Origin of the sequence: Streptomyces albus subsp. chlorinus (assembly GCF_013302895.1) — a bacterium.
GTDB lineage: Bacteria > Actinomycetota > Actinomycetes > Streptomycetales > Streptomycetaceae > Streptomyces > Streptomyces chlorinus.
This window is the reverse complement of record NZ_VJOK01000001.1, coordinates 3,043,420-3,065,461: the sequence shown is the minus strand read 5'-3', so window position 1 is coordinate 3,065,461 and position 22,042 is coordinate 3,043,420. Positions and strand designations below refer to the sequence as shown.

General features: G+C 72.3%; 14 protein-coding genes and 1 pseudogene. 9 read left to right on the top strand and 6 right to left on the bottom strand.

The genetic code is table 11. The features are described 5' to 3' along the window. Positions 1 to 185: 185 nt before the first annotated feature. Positions 186 to 1,460, top strand: coding sequence for a cytochrome P450 (locus FM076_RS13650; protein ID WP_345944990.1), 1,275 nt, complete (start codon positions 186 to 188; stop codon positions 1,458 to 1,460). Here FM076_RS13650 and FM076_RS13645 read toward each other — a convergent pair. Further along, the gene (locus FM076_RS13645; RefSeq protein ID WP_173870671.1) at positions 1,441 to 2,085 is read right to left on the bottom strand and encodes a hypothetical protein; all 645 of its coding nucleotides are present in this window, start codon (positions 2,083 to 2,085) and stop codon (positions 1,441 to 1,443) included. The genes FM076_RS13650 and FM076_RS13645 overlap by 20 nt on opposite strands. 492 nt (positions 2,086 to 2,577) lie before the next feature. Between FM076_RS13645 and FM076_RS13640 the strand changes: the two genes are divergently transcribed. Beyond that, complete coding sequence (locus FM076_RS13640; RefSeq protein ID WP_173870669.1) at positions 2,578 to 5,931, top strand: tetratricopeptide repeat protein; 3,354 nt, start codon at positions 2,578 to 2,580, stop codon at positions 5,929 to 5,931. Positions 5,932 to 5,934: 3 nt separating this feature from the next. Here FM076_RS13640 and FM076_RS13635 read toward each other — a convergent pair whose 3' ends face one another. After that, positions 5,935 to 6,111, bottom strand: coding sequence for a hypothetical protein (locus FM076_RS13635; protein ID WP_173870667.1), 177 nt, complete (start codon positions 6,109 to 6,111; stop codon positions 5,935 to 5,937). Between the two features lie 151 nt (positions 6,112 to 6,262). After that, positions 6,263 to 7,081, bottom strand: coding sequence for a MerR family transcriptional regulator (locus FM076_RS13630; protein ID WP_173870665.1), 819 nt, complete (start codon positions 7,079 to 7,081; stop codon positions 6,263 to 6,265). Positions 7,082 to 7,291: 210 nt separating this feature from the next. Here FM076_RS13630 and FM076_RS13625 point away from each other — a divergent pair, with 210 nt between their 5' ends. Genes FM076_RS13625 through FM076_RS13615 form a run of 3 tightly spaced genes read left to right on the top strand, consistent with a single transcriptional unit; the run spans position 7,292 to position 10,877 of the window. Beyond that, positions 7,292 to 8,908, top strand: a complete 1,617-nt coding sequence (locus FM076_RS13625) for a flavin-containing monooxygenase (protein WP_173870663.1) — start codon at positions 7,292 to 7,294, stop codon at positions 8,906 to 8,908. Continuing rightward, entirely contained in the window at positions 8,908 to 9,990 is a 1,083-nt protein-coding gene (locus FM076_RS13620; protein WP_173870661.1) for an alpha/beta fold hydrolase, read from the top strand. The genes FM076_RS13625 and FM076_RS13620 overlap by 1 nt, the downstream gene beginning before the upstream one ends. Continuing rightward, the gene (locus FM076_RS13615; protein WP_173870659.1) at positions 9,987 to 10,877 is read left to right on the top strand and encodes an SDR family oxidoreductase; all 891 of its coding nucleotides are present in this window, start codon (positions 9,987 to 9,989) and stop codon (positions 10,875 to 10,877) included. Before FM076_RS13620 ends, FM076_RS13615 begins: the two co-directional genes overlap by 4 nt. A gap of 458 nt (positions 10,878 to 11,335) precedes the next feature. Here the strand turns inward: FM076_RS13615 and FM076_RS13610 are convergent, their stop codons facing one another. Both FM076_RS13610 and FM076_RS13605 read right to left on the bottom strand, forming a co-directional pair. Further along, the gene (locus FM076_RS13610; RefSeq protein WP_173870657.1) at positions 11,336 to 11,530 is read right to left on the bottom strand and encodes a hypothetical protein; all 195 of its coding nucleotides are present in this window, start codon (positions 11,528 to 11,530) and stop codon (positions 11,336 to 11,338) included. Between the two features lie 125 nt (positions 11,531 to 11,655). After that, entirely contained in the window at positions 11,656 to 15,387 is a 3,732-nt protein-coding gene (locus FM076_RS13605; RefSeq protein ID WP_173870655.1) for a S41 family peptidase, read from the bottom strand. A gap of 149 nt (positions 15,388 to 15,536) precedes the next feature. Between FM076_RS13605 and FM076_RS13600 the strand changes: the two genes are divergently transcribed. Beyond that, positions 15,537 to 17,783: an MMPL family transporter gene (locus FM076_RS13600; protein WP_173870654.1), complete on the top strand. Its 2,247-nt coding sequence runs from the start codon at positions 15,537 to 15,539 to the stop codon at positions 17,781 to 17,783. Between the two features lie 324 nt (positions 17,784 to 18,107). On the opposite strand, the gene FM076_RS13595 is transcribed toward FM076_RS13600, so the two are convergent. Then, entirely contained in the window at positions 18,108 to 18,521 is a 414-nt protein-coding gene (locus FM076_RS13595) for an SsgA family sporulation/cell division regulator (RefSeq protein WP_173870652.1), read from the bottom strand. 238 nt (positions 18,522 to 18,759) lie between these two features. Here FM076_RS13595 and FM076_RS13590 point away from each other — a divergent pair. From FM076_RS13590 to FM076_RS13580, 3 genes and pseudogenes are all read left to right on the top strand, one after another. Beyond that, positions 18,760 to 19,876, top strand: a pseudogene (locus FM076_RS13590) (energy-coupling factor ABC transporter permease); the annotation flags it as partial. Positions 19,877 to 20,332: 456 nt separating this feature from the next. Further along, entirely contained in the window at positions 20,333 to 21,097 is a 765-nt protein-coding gene (cbiQ, locus tag FM076_RS13585) for a cobalt ECF transporter T component CbiQ (RefSeq protein WP_173870650.1), read from the top strand. Further along, positions 21,085 to 21,960: an energy-coupling factor ABC transporter ATP-binding protein gene (locus tag FM076_RS13580; RefSeq protein ID WP_243274480.1), complete on the top strand. Its 876-nt coding sequence runs from the start codon at positions 21,085 to 21,087 to the stop codon at positions 21,958 to 21,960. Before cbiQ ends, FM076_RS13580 begins: the two co-directional genes overlap by 13 nt. Positions 21,961 to 22,042: the final 82 nt, after the last annotated feature.

The window sequence follows — 22,042 nt, the reverse complement described above, 5'->3', positions numbered from 1 at the left end:
TCGCCCGACGGGACGAACGACGGGCGGGACGGGGCGGCCGGGGGCCGTGGTGCCCGGTGAGCGGTGTCCCCGGGGGCTCTGCGGGCTCGTGGTCCGCCCCCGGGTCCGTCCCCGATCCCGTCCCCGGCCACGGCTCCACCCCCGTCTCCGGCTCCGTGCCCACTCCCGCGTCCCTTCCGCCGTCCGTGCGCGTCCCCGACGTGTTCGATCCGCGCCGTTACGCGGCCGGGCTGCCCCATGACGACTTCAGGTTCCTGCGGGACGAGCAGCCGGTCGCGTGGCAGGAGGAGCACGAGGTGCTGGGGTGGCCGGCCGGGCCGGGGTTCTGGGCGGTGACGCAGCATGCGGACGTGGTGCGTGTGCTGCGCTCGCCCGCCGAGTTCTCCTCGTACGAGGGCGCCACCCAGATCCGCGACCCCGATCCGGCGGACCTGCCGTTCATCCGGCGGATGATGCTCAACCAGGACCCGCCCGCGCACAACCGGCTGCGGACCCTGGTCAGCCGGGCGTTCACCCCGCGCCGGGTGGAGCGGTTCACGGCGGACGTACGGGAGCGTGCCCGGCGGTCCCTGGAGGCGGCTCGTGAGCGGGCGGGAGAGCCGGGCGGCTGCGATCTGGTGGCGGCCGTCACGGACGACTTCGCGCTGCTGAACCTCGCCGACCTCCTGGGTGTGCCGCCCGAGGACCGGGGACTGCTGCTGGAGTGGACCGAGCGGATCATCGGTTACCAGGACCCGGACCGGACTCCTGCGCAGGTGCGCACAGCCGATGGCCGCCCGGCCGATCCCCGGTCACCCGCCATGCTGCGCGAGATGTTCGACTACGCACGCCGGTTGGCGGCGCACAAACGTGCCCACCCTGCCGACGACGTCATGACGGCGCTCGCCCATGAGCTGACGGGCGCGGAACTGGAGATGTTCTTCTTCCTGCTGACCGTCGCGGGCAACGACACGGTGCGCAGCGCGGCACCCGGCGGCCTCCTCGCGCTGGCGGTACACCCGGAGGCGCAGCGCACCATGCGCGAGCTGGCACGGTCGGGGGACACCGACGGGCTGGCCACGGCCGTGGAGGAACTGCTGCGCTGGCACACACCGGTCCTCACCTTCCGGCGTACAGCGGTGCGGGACGTCGTGCTGGCGGGGAGGCGTATCCGGGCGGGCGAGAAGGTGGTGGTCTTCCACGCCTCCGCCAACTTCGACGAGCGCGTCTTTACCGCCCCGCACACCCTGGACCTTGCCCGCAGACCCAACCCCCACCTGGCGTTCGGTGAGGGACCGCATGTCTGTCTGGGGGCCCACTTCGCCCGTCTCCAACTCCGTGTGCTCCACCAGGAGGCGGCTCGTGTGCTGCCTCCGTACGGTCTTGTGCCAGGCCCCCCGGGCGAGGTGCGCCGTCTGGTCTCCAATTTCATTCACGGCATCAAGACCCTTCCCGTCCGTCTCACCGGGCTTCCCGACTGAGCCGGAACGCAGGCTGTCCCACGGTTGGGGCGCGCCCCGTGTGCTGCCGTGTCCGGTTCCGTAGCGCCTGGAGGGACTCCCCGCCGGCAACGCCCCCTCTGGTGCGGCTGAGACGCCGTACCGTCAGGCTGGACTGCCACAGTTCCTGTACGGACAGCCCTGCCACACGCCAGGCGTGGAGCAGCGAGGCCCATGTCTGCCACGGCAGGCCGGCGAACTGCTGAGGACCCAGCTCCAGCAGTGCGTCCGTGCCGCCCCCCAGGGTGACCCAGCAGCGTGTCCCCATGTGGGCGGCCGCCACCAGGGCGTTGGGGTGCTCGCGTGCCAGGCGCCGCACGGCCTCCGGGCCACCGCCTCGCGCGACGACCACATCGGCCAGCTCGGGGCAGGGCAAGGGGGCAGGCAGCCGGACCCGTAAGTGGCGGTCCATCACGAAGCCCGCGTCCGCGGCCTTTTGGCCGCCGGAGGCGAACCCGCCGGAGGAGGGCGGCGTGTGGTCCCTCGGAGGAGGCGCCACCGTCACCTGTATCCACCGCGCCTCATGGGCACCGGAGACGTCCGTACGGCCACTGGTGAGAGTGACTCTCCGCACCGCACTGTCCGGGGGCACGATCTCCACCGACACGCACGGTCGCACCGTACGTCCCGCACCTCGCGCGACAAGAGGCCGCGCCTCCGGCCGCGCACGGTGCCCTGTGTGCGGTACCGCGACAGGTGTCCCACCCGCCGCCCCAGGAAGTCCCGCGTCGGGCGTCACAGTGCGTCTCCCCGCACGTCGAGTGCGGGCATGGGCACAGGTGCGGACACGGACGCAGGTACGGGCGCGGGGCGCCGTAGGGCGTCGAAGGCTGTTGTGTTCATCCGAGGTGTCTCCTGGAGCCGACGGTGGGGCGGGAACGGTCTGGCGGCCGACAGCGCCGATGTACCCGTGCCCTCTGGACGTCCGGCTTGCAAGAAGCTTGCACTCCCGGGAACCACCCGATGTGCGCCCGGCGTACGCACCCGTGCGCCCCTCCCCGCGACCGTTCAACCCGGGACGACAGTGAGAACGCTCACACCTACACGCGAACTCCCTCAGGGGGTGCGGGGAAGCCGTGACAGCAGCAGGGGGCGAATCGTGATCTTCGTCGCGCTGGGCAGCCCTGTCGAACTATGGGGCGGCGACCGGCAGTTCTCGCTCGGCTCCGTCAAACAGCGCTGCGTGCTGGCGGTGCTGCTGCACGCCCGGGGCGAGCCCGTTGTCGCCGAGACACTGATCGAGCGCGTGTGGGGGGACGACGCGGCCCCCACGGTGACCAGGGCCACCCTCCAGACGTATGTGTCCCGATTACGTGGCGTGCTCAAAAAGGCCGTGGGTGACAGGGCACGCATCGACCACCGGGCACCCGGCCTCTACCGTCTGCTGGTCGATGAGGAGGAGGTGGACCTGTGCCGCTTCCAGCGCCTCCGCAAGGACGCGGCGGAGGCCGCCGCGCGCGGTGAGCGGCAGATGGCCGTCGGCCTGCTGGCAACGGCCGAATCGATGTGGCGGGGAGAGCCCTTCGCGGAGTTCACCAGCGACTGGGGCCGGGCGGTACGGGCACGCCTGCACGAGGACCTGCGCGCCGTGCGCGAGGAGCGCATCAAACTGGCACTGGACCGCGGCGAGCACGCCGATCTCCTCGGCGAACTGCACCAGCTCGCCTCGGAGTACCCCACCGGGCAGCGCATCGTCGGGCTGCTGATGACCGCGCTCTACCGGTGCGGACGCACCGAGGAGGCCCTCGACCACTACCACTTGGCCCGGCGGCGGCTGCGCGAGAGGCTGGGCATCGAACCGGGCGCCGAGCTTCGCGACCTCCACCAGCGCATCCTGGAAGAGGACCGGTCGCTGCTGGTCCACGAGGCCGCACCGGCACGGTCCTCAGCCGATAGGGGTGCCTCCCGGGACGCCCGGCCTCGTAACAACCTCCCCCGGGACACCCGCGACTTCACCGGGCGGGAGCGCGAGCTGTCCCTCCTGATCGACGGGCAGGGGACCACCGGTATGCCGGGGCCTACCTGCACGCCGGGGCCCACCGACGCGCCGGGTCCGGCCGGCGCGCAGGATTCGCTCCCCGGGCAGGACCCGGCCAACGGGCAAGGCACGCGCGGCAGACAAGACCCGTCCGGCGGGCCGGGACCGTCCCGCATGCCGGGACAGCCCGGCGGGCGGAGTGCGCGACCCGCCGGGGGCGGGGCCACCCCCTGGATCACCGTCGTCCACGGGATGCCGGGGATCGGAAAGACCGCGCTCGCGGTGCACGCGGCGCACCGGCTGGCGCCCCGCTATCCCGACGGCGCCTTCTACGTGGATCTGCGCGGCTACAGCGACCAGCCGAGCTGCGAGCCGTTCGACGCCCTGGGGCTGCTGCTCAGCGACGCGGATGTCTGCTACGACCCCGAGTCGGTGTCGCTGGACGAGCGGACCCGCCGGTGGCGGGAGTGGACGTCCCGGCACGCTGCTCTCCTCGTCCTCGACAACGCGCGGGACGTACGACAGGTGGCACCGTTACTGCCCGCAGCCGCCGGCAACAGGGCGATCGTCACGAGCCGCAAACGCCTGCACGCGCTGCAGGGCGCCGACCACCTGGCACTGGACGCCCTCCCGGAACGGGACGCCGTCGCTCTCTTCGCCCGCGTCGTCGGGACCGCGCGCGCCCCCGAGTCGGCGGCGCTGCACAGCGCTGTGGGCCGGTTCGGAGGGCACCCCCTCTCCCTCACCCTGCTCGCGAGCGGTTTCAAGCACCGTGAGACATGGGATCTGCAGTACCTCGCCGAGCGGCTGGAACAGGCCGCCGACCCGCTGGACGAGGTGGACGACGACCTGGTGGGGTCCGCCTTCCGGCTCAGCTACGAGGACCTCGGAGACGCCGCCCAGTGCCTCTTCAGGCGCTGCTCCCTGCACCCGGGGCCCGACCTGTCAGAAACAGCCGCCGTCGTGCTCGGCGGGCTGGACGAGGCGGCCGGACGGCGGGCCCTCAGGACGCTCCTCGACCACCATCTGCTGGACGAGCGGCTCAGGGACCGCTACGCCCTGCACGACCTCGCCCGTGCCTTCGGGCGGCGGGTGTGCGAGGAGGAGGACACCGCGCACGAGCGGCGGGACGCCTTCGACCGGCTCGTCGCCTACTACCTGACCGCCGCCGACAGGGCGGACAGGGCGGCACATCCGCGCCGCCGCAGGCTTCCCCTTCCGCCCGCCTCCCGGTCGCCGTACGCACCGCACTTCGCGGACGCGGAGGAGGCGTCCGCCTGGCTCGCTGTGGAGCGGCCGAATCTGCTGGCCGTCGCCAGGGAGGCACTGCGGTGCACGCCCGGTACCGCGGCGCTGTTCCCGCATGTGCTCGCGCAGGCGCTCAAACTGTGGGCGGTGTGGGGCACCGCCGCCGAACTGCACAGCGGTGCCGTTCGGGCGCTGCGCAAACGGGACGACAAGCGGGCTCTCGCCCAGGCGCTGAGCGAATGGGCCGACGTGGTGGCCCAGGAGGACCACGAAAGGGCGATGGAGTGCGCCACCGAGGCGGCGGCACTGTTCGCGGAGGCCGGTGACGCGCACGGGTGCGCCACCGCCCGCCTCCAGACGGGGCGGGCCTGGCTGGCCGCGGGGCAGCACGCGAAGGCGCTGGAGGACCTGGCCGTCTCCCTGCGTCTGTTCCGCGCCTGCGGGGACGAGTACGGGGAGGCGGAAGCGCTCAACGTGGAAGGGGTCGCGCTGCACTACGCGGGGCGCTTCCAGGACGCGCTGGGGCGGTTCCGGAGGGTCTTCGATCTCCACGCACGTGCGGATGACGCCTTCGGGGAGGCGACGGCGCTGAACAATATCGGCCTCATCTCGTTCTTGGAGGGCCGGTACAGCGAGGCACGCCACCATTTCCAGGAGGCACTGGTACGGGCTCAACTGGTGGGCGGTCCACTGGACATCGCCCTTGAGGAGGGCAACATAGGTGCGGTCTACCAGGCGATGGGTGACACCGAACGCGCTGTGGCGTGTTTCGAGCGGGCCCTCGCCAGTTACCGCAAAAGTGGTGACTCGGCGGGTGAGGCGGACACGCTCATCCATCTGGGATCCGCCTGTGCGGAGACCGGACGGTTCGACGAGGCAGTCGGACATGTGCGGTCGGCCGAACAGGTGGCCCGCGAGGTGGGCAACGTCTACGAGTGCCAGCGGGCGATGACGGCGCTGGGGGAGGTGTGGCGGCTGTCGGGCCGCACCGAGGCGGCCCGACAGGTGTACGAGGAGGCGTTGGCGATGGCCCGGGACATCGACTTCCCGCTGGGCATTGCCCACGCTCTCGACGGACTGGCGCGCACCGCGCTGCTGTCCGGGCGGCCCGGACAGGCGCGGCGCCTTGGCGAGGAAGCCCTTGCTCTCTATGCGGAACTCGACGTCACGACCGAGGCTCGGGCGCTCCGGTTGGCTTTGCGGGAGGAGCGAGCCGCTGGCGGGTGAGATCTACCATTTGGCGCGCACCTGGGACGCGGCCAAGGTCGTGTAGGTGGCCGAAGAGGACTTGCCCGCTGTCGCCTTCGGCTGCTGCGCGGGGGACTCCGCACTCCCGGTGCCCTGGGTGAGGGTCAACGCCACCACTGCGGTGAGGGTGGCCAGGGCGGCGAGGGCGCTGCGCATCATCGTGCTCCATATGTAGCTGTGGTCTGTGAGGCGTGAGTGTATCCAACGGCAGTACGTCGCCTACAAGTTCGAGCACTCGATGGTGTGAAGGGCGGAAGATCCTGCCAAGCGTCGGACCTGAATGGTAGGGGGTGCTGGAGACCGGTAACGATCACTGAGTCTCCGTCCCCGACCCTTCCCTCCCGCCCAGCCACTCCTCCAGTTCGGCGCGTACGCGGCGGTCCATGGCCAGGCCCAGTTCGGCCTCGACGATCTGTTTCGCGAGGGGGGCGACGCGTTCCAGGAGGGTGTTGAGGTCGGGCGCCTCGGTGCTGTCCTGAAGGGGGAGGAGGTGGGTGCGGAAGAGGCGGACGAACAGGGCGGCGATCTCGTCGGCGCGGGTGCGCAGTTCGCGCCCGGCCTCCAGTACGGCGGCCAGCGGGACGCCCTTGGCGACCAGTTCCGCCGAGCCCTCCAGGAGGCGGCGGCTGGTGTGCACGAACTCGTCGCCGTCGATGGCGACGTAGCCGATGTCCAGGGAGGCGGCGAGGTTGTCGACGGTGACCTCGCCCTGGAAGTAGTCGGCCAGTTCCTCCGGGGTGAGGCGGACGGGGGTCTCCTCGGAGAACGGAGTGATCAGGGCGCTGTCCAGTCCCATCACCTCGGCCGCGGAGCGCACGTCGCGGCCCTTCTCGAAGGCGTGGAGGAGGTCGGCGATGCCGCCGAGGGTGTGGCCGCGGGCCAGGAGTGCCGAGATGCTGCGCAGCCGGGCCAGGTGGTGTTCGTCGTACCAGGCGATGCGGCCCTCCCGGCGCGGTGGCGGGAGGAGTTTGCGTTCCCGGTAGAAGCGCAGGGTGCGGGTGGTGATGCCGGCCGCCTCCGCGAGTTCGTGGGCGCGGAAGACCCGTTCGCCGTCCGCGGACGTGCGGGGCGTGTGCTCTGCGGGCGTCCCGGTCCCGTCCGTCGTGTGCTGCTCGTTCGCGCTGGCCACGTTCCACAGCCTAGGCGGCGGTCCGAGCCGGCCGCGCCGGTGCGACCGCCGGTAACTTCCTCGCGCTTACCCCTACCCATGAGTATTCCGCTGCCCTAATCTCGAACCGTGCCAGTGATTACTGGCACGGTTCGTGGGTGCGGACCGCGCGGGTCCGTGGCGCCACGAGACGCACCGCGCAGGACGCGACAGACCTCGGGAGGCGGCGGCATGGCGGCCGAGCACGAGCAGGAGCACGTACGGGTGGCGGTCATCGGCAGCGGCTTCGGCGGCCTGGGGGCCGCCGTACGGCTGCGCCGCGCGGGAGTGACGGACTTCGTCGTCCTGGAGCGGAGGGAGGCACTCGGCGGCACCTGGCACGACAACACCTATCCCGGGTGCGCGTGCGACATCCCCTCGCACCTGTACTCGTTCTCCTTCGCGCCCAACGCCGAGTGGCCGCGCAGCTACTCGCCCCAGCCGGAGATCCGCGCCTACCTGGAGCGGGTCGCCGACACCTTCGGGCTGCGCCAGCACATCCGCTTCCGCACCGAGGTGCAGCAGATGAGCTGGGACGCCGAGGAGCTGCACTGGCGGGTGGAGACCTCCGCCGGCACGCTGACCGCCGATGTGGTCGTCTCGGCGACCGGGCCGCTGTCCGAGCCGAAGCTGCCCGAGATCCCCGGTCTGGACTCCTTCGAGGGCAAGGTCTTCCACTCGGCCACCTGGGACCACGGTGTCGATCTGCGCGGCAAGCGGGTCGCCGTCATAGGCACCGGCGCGTCCGCGATCCAGATCATCCCCGCCATCCAGCCGGTCGTCGGTGAACTGACCGTATTCCAGCGCACGCCCGCCTGGGTCATCCCGCGCAACGACCGCCGTATCACCAAGGCGGAGCAGAAGCTGCATGCGAGGTTCCCCGTCACGCAGAAGGTGCGACGGTTCGCGCTGTGGGGGGTGCGCGAGCTGGAGACGCAGGTGTTCGCCAAGTACCCCAAGCTGCTGCCCGTCGTGGAACAGCTCGCCAAGCTCCACATGCGGCGCGCCGTCAAGGACCCCGAGCTGCGGCGGAAGCTGACGCCGGACTACCGCGTCGGCTGCAAGCGCACCCTGGTGTCCGACGACTACTATCCGGCGCTCGCGCAGCCCAACACCCATGTCATCGACTCCGGGCTCGCCCGGATACGCGGCAACACGCTGGTCTCCGCCGACGGCCGGGAGGCCGAGGTCGACGCGATCGTCTTCTGCAGCGGCTTCCACGTCTCCGACATGCCGGTGGCCGATCTCGTCAAGGGCGCGGACGGCCGGACGCTCGCCGAGTCCTGGGCCGAGGACGGAATGAACGCACTGCGCGGCACAACGACAACCGGGTTTCCCAACTTCCTGTTCATCATCGGGCCCAACACCGGCCTGGGTACCAGCTCGATGCTCCTGATCGTCGAGGCGCAGCTCACCTACATGATCGACTACATCAGGAAGCTGGACACCCTCGGCGGCGGTGACAAGGCGGCACTTGACGTGCGCCCCATCGCCCAGCACACGTACAACGCCAAACTGCGCGAACGCATCAAGTCGAGCGTGTGGGAGACCGGCTGCACCAGTTGGTACCTGGACGCGCAGGGCAGGCCGGTGGCGGTGTGGCCCGGCACCACCGCGGAGTTCCGGAAGGTGACGCGGGAGGTGTGGCTGGAGGAGTACGAAGTGCTGAGGCCACCACGGGCGAACGGCTCCGGGTATGGCTCCGCTGCCGGGGAGGCGCGCCGTCCGGCACCGCTGCTCGCCGGGAGCGTCAGCAGGGGAGCGGCCACCCACGCCTTCCACACCGCCGAGGAGAGGGGGGACGCGTGATGAGCCGGACCTCGGCGCGGGCCCGCACGAAGGGAGCTACCGGACCGACCGGACGGTATGCGCTTCCCGCGCCCACCCGCGAGCTGACCGCCCGCTCCGGCGACGGTGTGCGCTTCCCCGTCGAGGTGCACGGCCGCGAGAGCGACCCCGCCGTCGTCCTCGCGCACGGCTGGACCTGCTCGACGCTCTTCTGGGCCCCCGTCATCCGCGAACTGACCGCGAGCGGCCACCGCGTCATCGTCTACGACCAGCGCGGCCACGGCCGCAGCCCCGCCGCCGCGACGCCCATGGCCTACAGCACGGCGATGCTCGCCGACGACCTGTGCGCCGTGCTGGACGCCGCCCTGGAGCCGGGCGAACGGGCCGTCATCGGAGGCCACTCCATGGGCGGCATGACGCTCATGGCGGCGGCTGGCCGGGAGCAGCTGCGCGAGCGCGGCGCCGCGCTGATGCTGTGCAGTACCGGCGCCGAGCACCTGACCGGCGAGGCGCGCGTGCTGCCGTTCCGTTCCGAACGGGTACGCCGCATAACCCACCGCGCGCTCCTCGGCTCCAGCGCCCCGCTGGGCCCCGTGACATCGCTGACCCGCAAGGCGCTGGCGTACGGCACGCTCGGACCGGACCCGGACCCGGTGGTCGTCGAGACGACGGCGCGCATCGTGCACGCCTGTCCCACCCGGGTGCGGTCGGCCTGGGGAGGGGTGCTGGCCGGGCTCGACCTGTCCGCCAAGGTGCCGCGGCTCGACGCGCCGACCGCCGTGGTCATCGGCACCCACGACCGCCTCACCCCGCTGCCCCACGCCCACCGGCTCGCCGCCCTGCTGCCCGCCTGCACGGGGGTGCACCAACTGGCGCGACGCGGTCACATGACGCCGCTGGAGGAGCCGGAGACGGTCGCCGAGGTGCTCGCGCGCCTCGTGAGGGACCATCTCGCCGCCGCCCCGGCGCGGACCGCCGCGGGCGTCCCGGCAGACGCCCGCGCTCACGCAGCGAACACGGCGAGTGCGGCGAGTACGGCGAGCACGGCGAATAAGGCGAATAAGGCGACTACGGCGAACACGACGAAGAAGGAGAGCGCATGACCCGGGTCGGTCTGGAGGGGCAGGTCGCCGTCGTCACCGGTGCCGCACGCGGCGTCGGGGCACTGCTCGCCCGCAAGCTGTCGGCACGCGGCGCCAAGCTCGCGCTGGTCGGTCTGGAGCCGGACGAGCTGAAGCGGGTCGGCGCGTCGCTGCACGGGGAGTCGGCCCACTGGTACACGGACGTCACCGACCACGAGGCCATGGCCCAGGTCGCCCAGGAGGTCAAGGCCCGCTTCGGCAAGGTGGACATCACCGTCGCCAACGCGGGCGTCGCCGCGGGCGGTCCCTTCGTGGACTCCGACCCGGTCGCCTGGCGCCGGGTGATCGAGGTGAACCTCATCGGCGGCGCCGTCACCGGCCGCGCCTTCCTGCCGGTGCTGGAGGAGTCGCGCGGCTACTTCCTCCAGATCGCCTCGCTGGCCGCCATCACGCCGGCGCCGATGATGACGGCCTACTGCGCCTCCAAGTCCGGTGTCGAGGCGTTCGCGCACAGCCTGCGCGCCGAGGTCGGCTACAAGGGCGTGGGGGTGGGCGTGGGCTATCTGAGCTGGACCGACACCGACATGGTGCGCGGTGCCGACGCCGACGACGTCATGCGGGACGTGCGCAAGCGGCTGCCGTGGCCGACCAACAAGACCTATCCGCTGGGGCCCGCCGTGGACCGCATCGTCGCGGGCATCGAACGCCGCGCCCCGCACATCTACGGCCAGTGGTGGCTGCGGGCCATACAGGGGGTGCGCGGCTGTCTTCCCCCGCTCGTCGGGGGGCCGCTCGGCCAGCGCGAGATGAGGGCCGTCGCGCCCCGTATCGCCGCTTCCGGCGGCGTACCCACCGGGCTCGTCGGGGCGGGCGGCGAGGCGGACGAGAAGGCCCGCGCCGGCCGTTGATCCCCGGGCCGGACCGTGCCGGCCCGTGCCGGCCCGTGAAGCTGGTTCGCGAGCCTGCTTGTGAACGCCCTTTGTGAATCTGTTTTGCCAATCCCGTTAGAGAACCGGGCTTGTTGGTGGGGCTCGCGAAGGTGGTTCCCGAACCTGGTTCGTGAATCAGGTTCCCGCATCCGGTTCATGAACAGCTTCGTGAATCTGGTTCATGAATCCAGTTCGTGAACCCCTCTAGTCCGTGAATCTCTCTGCTCCGTGCCCCCTGAACCGGCCGGTGACGCCCCTGCGGGCAGGAGAGGAACGAACCCCGCAGGGGCGTCACCGGCCGGTTCAGGGGCCTCCGGTTCCACCTGCGGGGTTCCGCGTATCGAGGTGTATCGAGGTTCTTCGAGGGGTGCCGGGGAGCGCCCGCAAGGGGAGCCCCCGGTGGAGGAGCCCCCGGCGGAGGAGGCCCCGGGAGCGGGCTACTGGTTGCCCTTGTCCTTCCACTCCTGGGTGCGCTCCTGGGCCTTGTCCTTCATCTCCTCGGCCTTCTCGCGGGCCTGCTGCCCGCGATCGGTCTGCTGGCCGCGTTCACCGGACTTCTGCTGGGAGCTCTTCTCCTTGGCCTTGTTCTGCATCTGCTCCATCTTGTCCTTGAACTGGTCTGCGAGACCCATCGTCACTCCTTGGGGTGTGTGTCCTCACGGGCTCCTCTCCACCCTCGCACAGTGGTGCGAATCACGCATTCCGCAGCAAAACGGCAGAGAAGCCGCAATAAAACCGCACTACAGGCGCAGGTCGCTCAGGGGGCGGGACGGGGCGGCAGCGGGGGACGGGAGCGGTCGGGGGCGTCGCTGTAGTCCGGCGGGGTCCGGGCCGGGTGCCGCTCCAGCAGGTCCAGGGCACAGGTCACCGCCGTACCCAGGACGGAACTGCGCCCCTCCGCCCAGTCCAGCGGGGTGCGCAGCACCTCGATGTCGGGCTCCACGCCACGGTTCTCCACCGACCACCCGTAGCCCTCGAACCAGGCCGCGTTCATCGGCACGGTGATCACCGTGCCGTCGCCGAGCCGGTGCCGGCCCGTCATCCCCACCACACCGCCCCAGGTGCGGGCGCCGACGACCGGGCCGAGGCCCAGCAGCCGGAACGCGGCGATGATCATGTCCCCGTCGGAGGCGGTGGCCTCGTCCGCGACCGCGACCACCGGTCCCCGGGGCGCGTTGTCGGCGTAGCTGACGGGCTCCGCGTTGCGGGTCAGGTCCCAGCCCAGGATGGTGCGGGTCAGCTTCTCCAGGACGAGTTCGCTGATGTGGCCGCCCGCGTTGCCCCGTACGTCCACGATCAGCGCGGGCCGCGAGACCTCCAGGCGCAGGTCGCGGTTGAACTGCGCCCAGCCGGAGCCGCCCATGTCGGGGATGTGCAGGTAGCCGCAGCGCCCGTCGCTCAGTTCGCGGACGACGTCGCGGCGGCGGGCCACCCAGTCCTGGTAGCGCAGCGGGCGTTCGTCGATCAGCGGGACGGTGGCGACCCGGCGCGGCCCCTCCTGTTGCAGCGTCAGCTCCACGGTGGTGCCGCCGGCCGCCGCCAGCAGCGGGGCCGGGCCGCTGTAGGAGCTGACGGGCCGGGCGTCGACGTGGGTGAGCAGCGCCCCCTCGCGCACGGGCGCCCCTGCCAGGGGTGAGCGGGCCCGCGAGTCGGAGGAGTTGCCGGGCAGGATGCGCCCGATCTGCCAGGCGCCCTCGGGGGTGCGGATCAGGTCGGCGCCCAGGAAGCCGATGGGCCGCTGGTAGTGCGAGGGCCCCTCGTCGCGGCGGGCCGGGGTGACGTAGGCGTGCGAGGTGCCCAGTTCGCCGAGGACTTCGCGCAGCAGGTCGGCGAACTCGTCGGGGGAGGCGACGCGTTCGACCAGCGGGCGGTACTGGGCCAGGATCGCGTCCCAGTCGACGCCGCTCATCCCTGGATCCCAGAAGTACGCCCTGATCAGCCGGCCGGCCTCCTCGTACGCCTGGCGCCACTCCGCCGCCGGGTCGACGTCGTGCAGGATGCGGCGCATGTCGATGTAGGTGGTGGTGTCGGAGTCGGCCTGCTGGTCGGCGGGGATCACGCGGAGCACGCCGTCGTCGTTGACGACCAGCCGGGAGCCGTCGCCGCTGAGGGCGAACCAGTCGATGTCGCTGGTCAGTTCGGTGCGCTTGGCGGTCGTCAGGTCGAAGTGCTCCAGTGTGGGGCGGCCGGAGGTGTCGGCCGGGTTGACGAACGTCTCGCCGAGCGCGCCGGAGATCGGGTACCGCAGCCAGATCAGTCCGCCTCCGGCGACCGGTCGCAGCGCCGCGTACTTGGAGGCGGTCACCGGGAAGGGCGTCACCCGGTTCGCCAGCCCCTCCGCCTCCACGAGCACCGGTGTCTCGGGCCCCTCGTCGTCGGCGCCCGCCCCGACCCGGTCCTGCGGATCGAGTCCGCCGGCGGCCGGGCGCCCCTCGGGGGTGAGCGCGAACGGTGAGAGCGTCGCCGAGGCCAGTGGCACCAGGTAGGGGCGGCAGCCCAGCGGGAAGGAGAGGTCGCCGGTGTGCACGTCGTACACCGGGTCGAAGCCGCGCCAGGAAAGGAACGCCAGATAGCGGCCGTCCCGGGTGAAGACGGGCTGCTCGTCCTCGAACCGCCCGTCCGTGACGTCGAGGATCGTGGGCCCGCCGGCTGCCGCCTGCTCCGCCTCCCCGGAGTCGCCGGGTCCGCCGGGGGCGCCGCATCGCGCCGACTCCCCCGATTCCCTTGACGCCCCCGCCGACTCCGACGGCTCCGCCAACTCCGACGATCCCGCAGGCTCCGCCGACTCCGCCGACTCCGCCAACTCCGACGATCCCGCAGGCTCCGCCGACTCCGAGGGCTCCGACGACGCCTTCCTCTCCGCTGTCTCCCCCGTTGCCGACGGGTCCGGCGTCTCCTTCGTCCCCGACGGTTTCCTCGTTCCCGACGGCTCCCCCGTTTCCCCCGTTTCCCCCGTCCCCGACGGTTCGGACGAATCCACGTCCGCCGTGCCCGTCGGCAGTTCGGAGATCTTCGCGAGCCGGATGCAGGACAGCGACCGTCCCACTCCGGGGTGGGCCCAGGCCAGCCACCGTGAGTCGGGGGAGAAGGCCGGGTCGCGTACCGGACCGTTGCGGGAGCGGACGACCTCGGTGATCACGGCCTCGACGCCGGGGCCGCCCGGGTCGCCGGCGGCGCTGGTGCCGTTCTGGCCGGTGCCGTCCTCGTCGGTGTCGGGTACGTCCACGATCAGCAGTCGGCCGTCGTGCGTCACCACGGCCAGCCGTTCCCCCGACGGGGACGCCACCAGCTCCAGGACCCGTCCCAGGCGCCCGGCCGCGATCCGGTGGGCGGGGCGCTGCCGGGAGGCGCGCGGCAGGTCGGCGATCTCGATGGCGTCCTCGCCGTCCGCGTCGGTGATGTAGGCGACGCGCCCTGTGTCGCCCAGCATCTCGGGCAGCCGTACGCGCACCCCGGGCGTGTCGGCGAGGGCCCGCGCGGGGCCGTCGCGGTGGGTGAGCCAGTAGAGGCTGCCGCGTACGCCCACCGCGCTCGCGCGGCCCGTCGGGTCCACGGTCAGCGCGTCCAGGTGCGCCCCGGCCGGAACCTGGTAGGGGCGGCGCCCGGTGCGGGGCCCGCCCAGCCGGACGTCGAGCCGGCGGGGTTCGGCGTGGTGCGCGAAGTCGTCCACCAGCCACAGTTCCCCCGCGCACTGGTAGACCACGCGGCGCCCGTCGGTGGCCGCGTGCCGGGCGTAGAAGTCGGCGTGGTCGGTGTGCCGCCGCAGGTCGGAGCCGTCGGGGCGGCAGGAGTAGAGGTTGCCGACGCCCTCGTGGTCGGAGAGGAAGGCGATGCGGTCGCCCACCAGCATGACCGAGTCCAGATGGCCTTCCAGGTCCGGGAGCAGCCGTTCGCCCTGGAGCCACATCCGCCCCGTGGCGCCGCCCCGGTACCGCTTCCAGCTCGCGGGCTCGTGCGGGGGCGTGCCGGTCAGCAGCAGCGTGCGCCGCTCGCCCTCCTGTTCGGCGACGGCGATGTCCGAGACGGGCCCCCAGGGCAGCCTGCTGCCGGGGCAGGAGGCGTCCGGGTCGTCCTCGGGCGGTCCGTCGGGGCCGTCGACCGGGACGCGGTACGCCCACGCGCGGTGCGCGAACGGTTCACCGTGCGAGGCCACGGCCAGGACGTCCCCCTCCGGGGTCCAGCCGCGCACGCAGGTGTCGGTGGCACCCCAGTAGGTCAGCCGCCGGGCCCGCCCGCCGTCCACGGACACCAGGTAGACCTCCGGGTCGAGGCTGCGCCAGGAGGTGTAGGCCACGCGCCGGCCGTCCGGGGAGAAGCGCGGGTGGCCCAGGCGCGTGCGGTCGACGGTCAGCCGCCAGGCCCGCCCGGAGGGGGCACCGTCCTCGGGCAGCGGGGCGATCCACAGATCGTCCTCGGCCACGAAGCAGAGCAGGCCGCTGTGCAGGTGCGGGAAACGGAGATACGCGCCGTTGTCGATCATCCCTCCCATGGTTCGGGCCGAGTTGGCCCTCGGCAAGTTGTGACGTACCCCTCATTCCTGACTACCGACTCATCCTTTTGCTGCGAGCGAGCGTCGATTGACATGAACTCTCATGTTTTCCTCTTCGTTTGTCCGACCTCGAGACCGGAGAACCTCTCGTGGCCACGTTTCTGTACAAGCTCGGCAGGCTCGCCTTCCGGCGCCGCCGCATCGTCGCCCTCGTATGGGTGGCGCTGCTGGTGGCGGCCGGGGTGGGCGCGTCGACCGCCTCCGCCCCACCCGATGACGACTTCGCACTGCCCGGGACCCAGGCTCAGAAGGCCTTCGACGTCCTCGAGGAGCGCTTCCCCGACGCCAATGCCGAGGGCGCCACAGCCCGTATGGTCTTCCGCGCCCCGACCGGCGAGAAGATCACGGCCACCGAGAACCGGGCCGCCGTCACCAAGACGGTCGAGGAACTGGCGGGCGGCCAGGCGGCCTCCGTCGCCGGCCCGTTCGACCCGAAGAACAAGGGAGCCGTCAGCGCGGACGGCAGCATCGCCTACGCCTCGGTGACCTACAAGGTCCCGGCCCAGGACATCACCGACAAGACGCGTGAGAAGATCAAGGACGCCGCGCAGTCGGCCCGCAAGGCGGGGCTGACGGTGGAGACCGGCGGTGACGCGATCCTCGTCGAGCCCGAGATGGGCAACGCGGAGATCTTCGGTATCGCCATCGCGGCGATCGTCCTGATCCTCACCTTCGGCTCCCTGGTCGCGGCCGGGCTGCCGCTGATCACGGCGCTGATCGGGGTGATGATCGGCATCTCGTCGATCGCCGCCCTGGGCGCCACCCTCGGGCTGTCGGCCAACACCACCACGCTGGCCATGATGATCGGCCTGGCGGTCGGCATCGACTACGCCCTCTTCATCGCCTCCCGCTACCGCGCGGAACTCACCGAGGGCCGCGAACGCGAGGACGCGGCGGGACGCGCGGTCGGCACGGCCGGTTCCGCCGTCGTCTTCGCCGGTCTGACGGTCGTGATCGCCCTGGTGGGCCTCTCCGTCGTCAACATCCCGATCCTCACCAAGATGGGCCTGGCCGCGGCGGGCACGGTGGTCATCGCCGTGCTGGTGGCCCTCACGCTGGTGCCGGCGGCGCTGGGCATGGCGGGCAAGCGGATCTTCGGGCGCCGGGTGCGCAAGGCCAACCCCGACACCGGGGTCCCGCCGGCGGCCGACGCGGAGGGCCAGCGGCCCAAGGCGGGCGCCCGGTGGGCGAGCTTCGTGCTGCGCCGTCCGCTGCTGGTGCTGGTGACGGCCGTCCTCGCGCTGGGCACGCTCGCGCTGCCCGTGGGCGGCATGAAGCTGGGCCTGCCCGACGAGGGCAACCAGCCGCCGGACACCACCCAGCGCAAGGCGTACGACCTGCTCGCCGACGGCTTCGGGCCGGGCTTCAACGGCCCCTTGATGACGGTCCTCGATCTGCGGGGAGCCGAGAACCCCAAGGCCGCGGCGGCCGAGGTGGCGCAGCGGCTGAAGAAGACCGAGGGCGTGGTCGCGGCCTCCCCGCCGGTCTTCAACAAGAGCGGCGACACCGCGACGATGACCGCCGTGCCCAAGTACGGTCCCAGCGACGCGCGGACCGAGGACGTGGTGCACGCCATCCGCGACCAGGCGGACGACATCAAGGCGAAGACGGGCGCCACCGTGCTGGTCACCGGCACCACGGCGGTCGCCATCGACTTCTCCCAGGTGATGAACGACGCGCTGGTGCCCTATCTGGCGCTGGTGGTCGGGCTGGCGTTCGTCCTGCTGACGATCGTCTTCCGCTCCCTGCTCGTCCCGCTGAAGGCCGCACTCGGCTTCCTGCTGTCCGTGCTGGCCGCGCTCGGCTCCGTGGTGGCCGTCTTCCAGTGGGGCTGGGCGGCGGACCTCATCGGCGTCGAACAGACCGGGCCGATCATGAGCATGATGCCGATCTTCATGGTCGGCGTGATCTTCGGCCTCGCAATGGACTACGAGGTCTTCCTCGTGACGCGGATGCGCGAGGCGTACGTCCACGGGGAGGGCCCCGGGCAGGCCATAGTCAGCGGGTTCCGGCTGGGGGCCCGGGTGGTCACCGCCGCGGCCGTCATCATGATCAGCGTCTTCGCCGGGTTCATCGGATCCTCCGAAGCGATGATCAAGATGATGGGCTTCGGCCTGGCCATCGCCATCCTCTTCGACGCGTTCGTGGTGCGGATGGCGATCGTGCCGGCCGTGCTCGCCCTGCTGGGACAGCGCGCCTGGTGGCTGCCCCGCTGGCTGGACCGCGTCCTGCCCTCCGTGGACGTCGAGGGCGAGCGGCTCCGTGAGGAGCTGCGCTCCCAGGAGCAGCGCGCGGCGGCGCGGCCTCCGCGCGAGCCGGAGCGTACCGGGGTGTGAGGGAGCGCCCGGGGGTGCGCGCATCCCCGGGCGCGCCGGCTGCCCCCGGCAGCCTCCGCAACGGGCATCAAGCACCGAGGGCCAAGCATCAAGCACCAAGCCCAAGCAAGCCCAAGCACCAACGGGAAAGGGGGTCTCTCCGGCAGCTGCCGGAGAGACCCCCTTTCCCGTCTGCTTTTTCGTCTGCCCCGTCCGCACGGGCACCGTCTCCCCGGGTACCGCCCGCATGAGCACTGTCCGCCCGCGTGAGCACTGTCCGCATGGTCACCGTCCGGGCAGGCGGCGGCAGGGAGGTGTCACGGCAGGGAAGGTACGCAGGAGAGGTCACACCCCGCGCAGCAGCGCGTCGAGTCCCTCTTCCAGATGGAGGAGCGCACCCTCCGCACCGGGCGGTACCGCCTCGTAGGTGCGGCGCAGGAAGTCCCTGAGGTCGGCGGCGGGGAACTCGAGGACGGCCACGCCCTCCCCGGCGTGCAACTCGATCACTGTGCGCTGCTGCCCGCACGGACAGATGTGCACGTCTCCCTCCCCGGCCGGACCGAGCAGGCCCTCCGCGAGGAGGTCGCGGGAGAACGCCCAGGCGACCTCCTCCCCGTCGAGGGAGATCTCGGCGGGGAAGACGAGGCGCACGGCCAGCGGGTCGCCCGTGTCGTAACGCAGAGCAGGTGTCAGGGGACGGGTGGCGGGCGGCCGGGTGATCAGTTGGGCCTGCACGGTGCGGGTGATGACCTTGGACACATCTGCTCCTCTGGGTCGGGGACTCCCGGTGCGCTGATCGCTCGGACCGAGTTGCCCCTTCGCCCTGTCAGACGCATGACGACCGTGCACAGTCACCCGAGGACCCTGGTGAGCTGTGCCACAGGCTGTCCTTACGTCCGGGATGTACGGGGATGCCGTCCACGCTCTTGCGAACTCTTTGCATTTGACCGCTATTCTCAAAAAGCTCCGGGTCGTCGTGAGAAGGGGAGTGCCTCGCATGCACGTACCCGATGGATTCATCAACGCCCCCGTCTCGGCCGGTACCGGTGCCGTCGCCGCCGTGGCCGTCGCCGCCTCCCTGCGTGGCGCCCGGCGCGAACTGGGCGGCGGTCCGGGCGAGACGGGGGAGCGGACGGCGCCACTGGCGGGTCTGGTGGCGGCGTTCATCTTCGCCGTCCAGATGCTCAACTTCCCCGTCGCCGCGGGCACCAGCGGCCATCTGCTCGGCGGCGCGCTGGCCGCGGTGCTGGTCGGCCCGTACACGGGGGTGCTGTGCGTCTCCGTCGTCCTGCTGCTGCAGGGCGTGCTCTTCGCGGACGGCGGGCTGACGGCGCTGGGCACCAACATCACGGACATGGGCGTGGTGACCGTCCTCGTCGCCTACGGCCTCTTCCGCGCGCTGCTGCGGGTGCTGCCGCGACGGCGCTCCGCGGTGACCGCCGCCTCCTTCGTCGCCGCGCTGGTCTCCGTCCCGGCCGCGGCGGTCGCGTTCACCGCCGTCTACGCGCTGGGCGGCACGACCGACGTGGCACTCGGCAAGGTCTTCGCGGCGATGGTGGGGGTGCATGTGCTCATCGGCGTCGGTGAGGCCGTGATCACCGCCGCGACGGTCGGCGCGGTGGTGGCCGTCCGCCCCGACCTGGTGTACGCGGCACGGGACCGGCTGGCCCCCCGCCTGGAGCTGCGGACCTCCCCGCTCACGGCCCCCGCCGGCCCGCATTCGCAGCCGCAGACGGAGCCGCAGACGGAGTCGCGATCGCGGCCGCGGCCCGGGGGCGGACCGCGGGACCGCTCCGGGAGCCCTGCCCCCGCCCGGCGCCGCTCCCTGCGGCCCCTGTGGATCACCGGCCTCGTCGTCACCGTGCTGTGCGCGGGAGGGCTGAGCTTCTACGCCTCCTCCAGCCCGGACGGTCTGGAGAAGGTCGCCGCCGACAACGGCATCGACAAGAAGGCGGAGGACCACGCCGCCAAGGACTCCCCACTGGCCGACTACGGCGTCAAGGACATCAGTGACGCCCGCCTCTCCGGTGGCCTCGCGGGCATCATCGGCGCCGGCGCCACCCTCGCAGTCGGCACGGGCGTGTTCATGGCCGTACGGAGGAGGCGCGCCGACGAGGACAGTACTGCCGCCGTACGCGCTGACGGGGGTCCTCCTCCCTCCGCACCCGCCGGCTCCTACGGCGGCAGCCCCGCCGGTGCCGGTCGCGCCGGTGCCGATCCTGGCGTCACCGACCGCACCGGTACGGCTGCCGCCGGTACAACTCCCGGCGTCGCCGGCCCCGTCAGGGCGGCTCCCGCCGGTGCCGCACCCGTCGACGCCGACCGTGTCGGTGCCGCTCCCGCCCGCCCGTACGGCACGGACGCCAGGGCCTCAGCACCGGCGCCGGATGCCCCGGCCGCACCGCCCGCTCCGTCCCGTACGGACGGCGCGTCCGCCGACACCTCCGCACCGGCGCCGAACGCTTCGGCCGTCCCGCCGGCCGTCCCGCCGACCGCCCCTCCGGACGCCCCTCCGGACGACGGCGCCGCCTCCCGCCGTCCCGAGCGCTGAGGGCGGGGGAGGGGCCGGGATGGGTGGCGGACACGCGCACAAGCTCTACCAGCGCGCGCACTCGCCCGTGCACGCGCTGCCCGCGCAGTGCAAGCTGGCGGCGGTCTTCTGTTTCGTCCTCGTCGTCGTGGCCACTCCGCGCGAGGCGGTGTGGGCGTTCGGCGCGTACGGGGTGCTGCTGGCGGCCGTTGCCGCCGCCTCGCGCGTCCGGGCGCGCCATCTGCTGACCCGGATGGTCATCGAGGTGCCGTTCGTGGCGTTCGCCGTGCTGCTGCCGTTCGTCGCCGAGGGGGAGCGGATCACCGTGCTGGGCGTGCCGCTGTCCGAGCCGGGGCTGTGGGGCGCCTGGAACGTGCTCGCCAAGGGAACCCTCGGCGTCGCCGCCTCCGTGCTGCTCGCCTCGACGACCCGGCTGGACCAGCTCCTGCTGGGGCTGGCGCGGCTGCGGCTGCCGCCGCTGCTGTGCCAGATCGCCACCTTCATGGTGCGCTACGCCGACGTCATCAGCGACGAGATGCGCCGGATGCGTACCGCCCGCCTCTCGCGCGGCTTCGAGGCGCGCGGGCCGCGGCACTGGGGGGTGCTGGCCAAGTCGGCCGGGTCGCTGTTCATCCGCTCCTACGAGCGCGGTGAACGGGTGCACCTGGCGATGCTCAGCCGCGGCTACACCGGCACCATGCCGTCCGCACTCGGTGCGGGCGCCGCCGCCCCGCCCGAGTGGGCCCGCGCGGCGCTGCTGCCGCTGACCGCCCTCGCGATCTGCCTGTTGGGATGGACCCTGTGACCTCCACCGCCGATGTGCCCGAAGAACCGGCAGAGGCGCCCGAAGAGCTGGCCGGGGTGCCCGGAAACCCCGCCGAGGTGTCCGGGCACCGCGCCGAGGCGCCCCAGGAGGCCGCTCCCTCGCTCGAGGTGCGCGGTCTCGCCTACGCCTACCCGGACGGCCACCAGGCGCTGTTCGGCGTCGACCTGACGGTGCCGCGCGGCCAGCGCGTCGCGCTGCTCGGGCCCAACGGCGCGGGCAAGACCACACTGGTGCTGCACCTCAACGGCATCCTGACGCCGGGGGCCGGCTCGGTCACCGTCGCCGGGCTGCCGGCCACCCGTCCGAACCTGGCCGAGATCCGGCGCCGGGTGGGCATCGTCTTCCAGGACCCGGACGACCAGTTGTTCATGCCCACCGTCCGCGAGGACGTCGCCTTCGGGCCCGCGGCGGCGGGGCTGCGCGGCGCCGAGCTGGAGGCGCGGGTCCACGAGGCGCTGGAGCGGGTCGGGATGGCCGAGCACGCCGACCGGGCGCCGCACCACCTCTCCTTCGGGCAGCGCCGCCGCGTCGCCGTGGCCACGGTGCTGGCGAGCCGCCCCGAGATCCTGGTGCTGGACGAGCCGTCCTCCAACCTCGACCCGGCGGCCCGCCGCGAGCTGGCCGACCTCATCCGCTCCCTCGACCTGACGGTGCTGATGGTCACCCACGACCTGCCCTACGCGCTGGAGCTGTGCCCGCGCTCGGTGGTGCTCAGCGACGGCGTGCTGGTGGCGGACGGCACCACCCAGGAGCTGCTGTCCGACGCCGAACTGATGCGCGCCCATCGGCTGGAGCTGCCCTTCGGCTTCGACCCCCGCTCGGTGACCGCCCCCGTCTGCTAGCTCTCCCGGCCGCGTAGGACCATGGGGGGCGCGGCGCACGAAAACGCCTCCAAGGCGACAGGCGCCCCCAAGGCGACAGGAG